This window comes from Nonomuraea mesophila, from assembly GCF_004352805.1.
GTDB classification, from domain to species: domain Bacteria; phylum Actinomycetota; class Actinomycetes; order Streptosporangiales; family Streptosporangiaceae; genus Nonomuraea; species Nonomuraea longispora.
Window position 1 is genome coordinate 1 of record NZ_SMLD01000317.1, and the last position, 4,497, is coordinate 4,497.

Annotated in this window: 5 protein-coding genes; 4 read left to right on the forward strand and 1 reads right to left on the reverse strand. The window is 68.4% G+C overall.

Going from position 1 to position 4,497, the window contains the following annotated elements:
- Positions 1–476: 476 nt before the first annotated feature.
- A complete protein-coding gene (locus E1295_RS47250; RefSeq protein ID WP_132641813.1) occupies positions 477–806 on the reverse strand; it encodes a hypothetical protein in 330 nt (109 codons plus the stop codon).
- A gap of 335 nt (positions 807–1,141) precedes the next feature.
- On the opposite strand from E1295_RS47250, the gene E1295_RS47255 reads away from it, so the two are divergent.
- The 4 genes from E1295_RS47255 (at position 1,142) to E1295_RS47270 (ending at position 4,466) form a co-directional block, all read left to right on the forward strand.
- A complete protein-coding gene (locus tag E1295_RS47255; protein WP_132641815.1) occupies positions 1,142–1,372 on the forward strand; it encodes a hypothetical protein in 231 nt (76 codons plus the stop codon).
- Between the two features lie 133 nt (positions 1,373–1,505).
- A complete protein-coding gene (locus tag E1295_RS47260; protein WP_246081242.1) occupies positions 1,506–2,498 on the forward strand; it encodes an alpha/beta fold hydrolase in 993 nt (330 codons plus the stop codon).
- A 44-nt stretch (positions 2,499–2,542) separates the two neighbouring features.
- Positions 2,543–3,724, forward strand: coding sequence for an adenylyltransferase/sulfurtransferase MoeZ (moeZ, locus tag E1295_RS47265; RefSeq protein ID WP_132641817.1), 1,182 nt, complete (start codon positions 2,543–2,545; stop codon positions 3,722–3,724).
- 22 nt (positions 3,725–3,746) lie between these two features.
- The gene (locus E1295_RS47270; RefSeq protein ID WP_246081243.1) at positions 3,747–4,466 is read left to right on the forward strand and encodes a hypothetical protein; all 720 of its coding nucleotides are present in this window, start codon (positions 3,747–3,749) and stop codon (positions 4,464–4,466) included.
- Positions 4,467–4,497 lie beyond the last annotated feature (31 nt).

Genomic DNA, 4,497 nt, shown 5'->3' on the forward strand with positions numbered 1-4,497 from the left:
AGCACTCGTGGTCGCGCCCGCGGCGACCACGCCACCGGTCAGCGCCGTGCTGACGGCGAGGCCTGCGATAACACTTTTGAGCTTGGGCATTGCGTTTTCCCCCTAAAGGATCGATTGCCCCGTTCTCCCATTCCGGCGATCGCGAGGATCGGCGGGAAAGGGATCGGATGCCTCGCTAGCGATTCATCCGTGGTCTACATATATCCGACTCAAAGGCCAACTAACCGGAATTGTCCAGTTTTGCCGGATAGTAGAGACCTGCATGGCTTTTGTGGAGGCGGCCGTCGGGGTGGTCGAATGCCCGTGGAAATGCAGCGAGGGCTCCCTGGCTGATGCCAGTGGAGCCCTCACCGGGAGTGCCGTGCGAGATGAGGAGAAATGAGCCCACTATTCGCCGGTCGTGTTCACGTCGCTGTGCACGACGGCCATTTCCGGAGAACGGGTGTTCATCCCTGCGCCATCATTTCACGACCAGGTCACCAGCCACGGTTGTGGTGGCGGTGGCGACGCTCCCCGTTCTCGTTGCGGTTGTCATTGCGGATGACGACGCAGATCTGGCCGCGGTGGTGACGACGGTGTCCCCAGCCCCAGCCACCGTGGTGGTGACCGTGACGCTTGCAGCTGTGGCGGTGGTGACGACGGTGTCCCCAGCCCCAGCCCCAGCCGCCGTCGTCCCCAGTGACGACGGACGGGCCGCTGCGGACCGGGGTGCTGGCCTCGGCGCTGGTCGCGCCCAGGCCGACCACGCCGCCAGTCATCGCCGTGCTAAGGGCGAGGCCTGCGATAACACTCTTGAGCTTGGGCATTGCGTTTTCCCCCTAAAGGATGGGTTGCCCCGTTCTCGACGTTTCCGGGTTACCTGAAAACAGGTCTTGGACGGCTGCTGAAGAGTCATCCGTGGAAAGTCATTTCCGGGGCTGTGGCCGGGCAAACAGGAATCACCCTATTTTGCTGTGCATTAACAATCTTATTGCTCGGCTTAAACGTCTATCCAATGAAATGGCATGATATGTCCGATTGTGTCGCCTTGCGGGCGGCGGCAGCACGGAATATCGGGTGGCGAACGCCCCGCGTCCGGGATCGCCTGGGCGCGCGCGGGCGTAATACCCTCGGCTGAATTACGGCGTACGTAATCGCGGACGTGATGAAATACCACGACCTGCCGGCGGCACCGATCCGCATGCCGGCGGGCATGCTCGAATGGGTGCGGCTGCGCCGCGCCCGCGTCGATCCCGCCATTCACGGTGAGTGTCGCGCTGATTACGCTGGGTTTCGCTGGTCTGATGCTTTCCGGGCCATGGCCCCCATAAACGGCAAACAGCAGCTTTTGCCGCACTCTTGGGTCGCCATGAGATCCCTTAGGGATCTATGAAGCGATATATGTCGATATGTCCGGATCGACTCGCCCTGTGCGCCCACCCCTCACGACCCCGGTCCCCGTCATGAGGCCGTGGTTATCGTGGAGGTAAGGGGAAGGGACGTTCGAGAGCGACGAAGGAGGTTCGATGATGACCGCGGAGCCGGTCCCGCACTGGCCGGGACGCATGATCGGCTCGGTGTACGTCCGATCCACCCAGCCGGCCCCGGGCGAGGCCTGGGCCGGGCACCCCACCGCCAGGCCGTCCCACGGAGAGGGGCCGGGCGCGGCGCACGCGCAGGCGGTCAGGGAGGGCCCCACGGAGCAGGCCGTCTTCGTGCACGGGCTGGCGGGCTCGGCGACCAACTGGACCGACCTCATGGACGAGCTCAAGGACGAGCTCACCTGCCACGCCCTCGACCTGCCGGGCGCGGGCTTCTCGCCGGCACCCGCCGACGGCGACTACTCCGTGGCGGGTCACGCGAACGCCGTGATCGACCTGCTGGAACGGACGGGCCCGGCCCACCTGTTCGGCAACTCGCTCGGTGGCGCGGTCTCCGTCAGGGTCGCCGCGGGCCGCCCCGACCTGGTCCGCTCGCTCACCCTCGTCTCACCCGCGCTGCCCGACCTGCTCCCCAGGTACGGGCCCGTCCGCGTGGCCGCCGCCGCACTGCCCAAGCTCGGTGAGTGGGCGGCGAACACGATGCGGCTGCTGCCGGCCGAGCAGCGGGTCAGCGCCTCGCTCGCCATGGTCTACGCCAACGCCGACGCCGTCCATCCCGAACGCCTGCGCGACGCCGTCGACGAGCAGCGCAGGCGTGACGACCTCCCCTACGCCGGTGAGGCGGTGATCGCCTCCGCGCGGGGCATCGTCGCCGAGTACTTCCGCTTCGGCGAGGACAACCTCTGGCGTCAGGCGGCGAAGGTCGAGGCGCCGACCCTGATCGTGCACGGGCGGCACGACCGTCTGGTCCGCCCCGCCATGGCCGCGAAGGCGTACCGTACGTTCCGGAAGGTCAGGCTGGTGTTGCTGCCCACGGCCGGGCACGTGGCGATGATGGAGACGCCGCAGGTCGTGGCGGCGGAGGCACGCCGTCTGATCGGTGAGACTCGATTGGGGAATGCCCGACTCGCCAGCTAGGTTTCAAGGTGAGATAAGACCCCCTGCAAACGGGAGCGTAGAAAGTGTCGTTGCCACCGCTGGTCGAGCCGGCCGCAGAGCTGACCGTCGACGAAGTGCGCCGCTACTCGCGTCACCTGATCATTCCCGATGTGGGCATGGCTGGGCAGAAGCGGCTGAAGAACGCCAAGGTGCTCTGTGTGGGCGCCGGGGGCCTGGGCTCGCCCGCGCTGCTCTATCTCGCGGCGGCCGGGGTCGGCACCCTCGGCATCATCGACTTCGACGTGGTCGATGAGTCCAACCTGCAGCGCCAGGTCATCCACGGCCAGTCCGACGTGGGCAAGCCGAAGGCCGAGAGCGCCGCCGCGTCGGTACGGGAGATCAACCCGCTGATCGACGTCGTGATCCACAACACGGTGCTGAGCACGGAAAACGTCATGGAGGTCTTCTCCGGCTACGACCTCATCCTCGACGGCACCGACAACTTCGCCACGCGCTACATGGTGAACGACGCCGCGGTGCTGCTCGGCAAGCCGTACGTCTGGGGGTCGATCTACCGCTTCGACGGCCAGGCGAGCGTGTTCTGGGCCGAGCACGGCCCGTGCTACCGCTGCCTCTACCCGGAGCCCCCGCCTCCCGGCATGGTGCCGTCGTGCGCCGAGGGCGGCGTGCTCGGCGTGCTCTGCGCGTCGGTGGGCTCCATCCAGGTCAACGAGGCCATCAAGCTGCTGACCGGCATCGGCGACCCGCTGGTCGGGCGGCTGATGATCTATGACGCCCTCGAGATGAAATACCGCGACGTCAAGGTCCGCAAGGACCCGGAGTGCGTGCTGTGCGGGAAGAACCCGACGCAGACGCGGCTGCTCGACGACTACGAGGCGTTCTGCGGCGCGATCTCCGACGAGGCCGCCGAGGCCGCCAGCGGCTCCACGATCACGGCGCGGGAGCTCAAGGGCATGATGGACCGCGACGAGAACATCTTCGTCGTCGACGTCCGCGAGCCCAACGAGTACGAGATCGTCTCCATCCCCGGCGCCAAGCTGATCCCGAAGGGTGAGTTCCTCAACGGCTCGGCCCTGGAGAAGCTGCCGCAGGACAAGAAGATCGTGCTGCACTGCAAGTCGGGCGCGCGTTCGGCCGAGGCGCTGGCGGTCGTCAAGGACGCCGGGTTCTCCGACGCCGTCCACGTCGGCGGCGGCGTGCTGAGCTGGATCAAGACGGTCGACCCGAGCCTGCCCGAGTACTGACGGTTCCGAAGGGGCGCCCGCCGTGGATTCCGCACGCCCCTGGCCCACCCTGGTGGTGGCCTCCGCGCTGACGCTGATCTGCGCGGTGGCCGCCGGGGTGGCCGGCAGCGCGGCGGGCACAGAGCTGACCCGCGGGCCGAGCACGGCCGAGCTGCACGCGGCGGCCCGGCGCGAGCTGGCCGAACGCTGGCGGGCCTGGCCCACGGGCCGCATCTTCCCCGCCACGCTGCGCTACTCCGCGGAGCAGGGCGGGCAGGAACGTGCCAAGAGGATCGGCATCTCGCCGCACACCTCGTGCGCGCAGTCCGTGGACGCCGAGGCGGCCACGGCGCTGCGTGCCGCGGGCTGCCGCGGCGTGCTGCGGGCCACCTACATCGACGCGCTGGGCGGGGTGCTCGTGACGATCGGGGTCGTCGCCATGCCCGACGAGAAGGGCGCGCTGCACGCCAAGTCCGCCTTCTCCGGCAACGGCGAACCGGAGCCGGGGCTGCGGCCGCTGGCCTTCCGCGGCACGGTGGCCGACCGGTTCACTCCCGCCGTCCGCCAGGCCGGTTCCGTACGCCAGGCGGGCCCCTACCTCGTGCTGACGACCGCCGGGCAGGTGGACGGCCGGCCCGCCGACGCGGTCGACGAACAGCGACCCGCCATCTTCGCCTTCGCCACCGAGATCGCCGAGAGCGTGCTGTCCGAGCTGAGCACGCCGCGGATGCCCGACTGCACGGCCGAGGAGTGGGAGTGCTGAGGCGGGGCAGGGGCGGTCCCGTGCTGAGGTG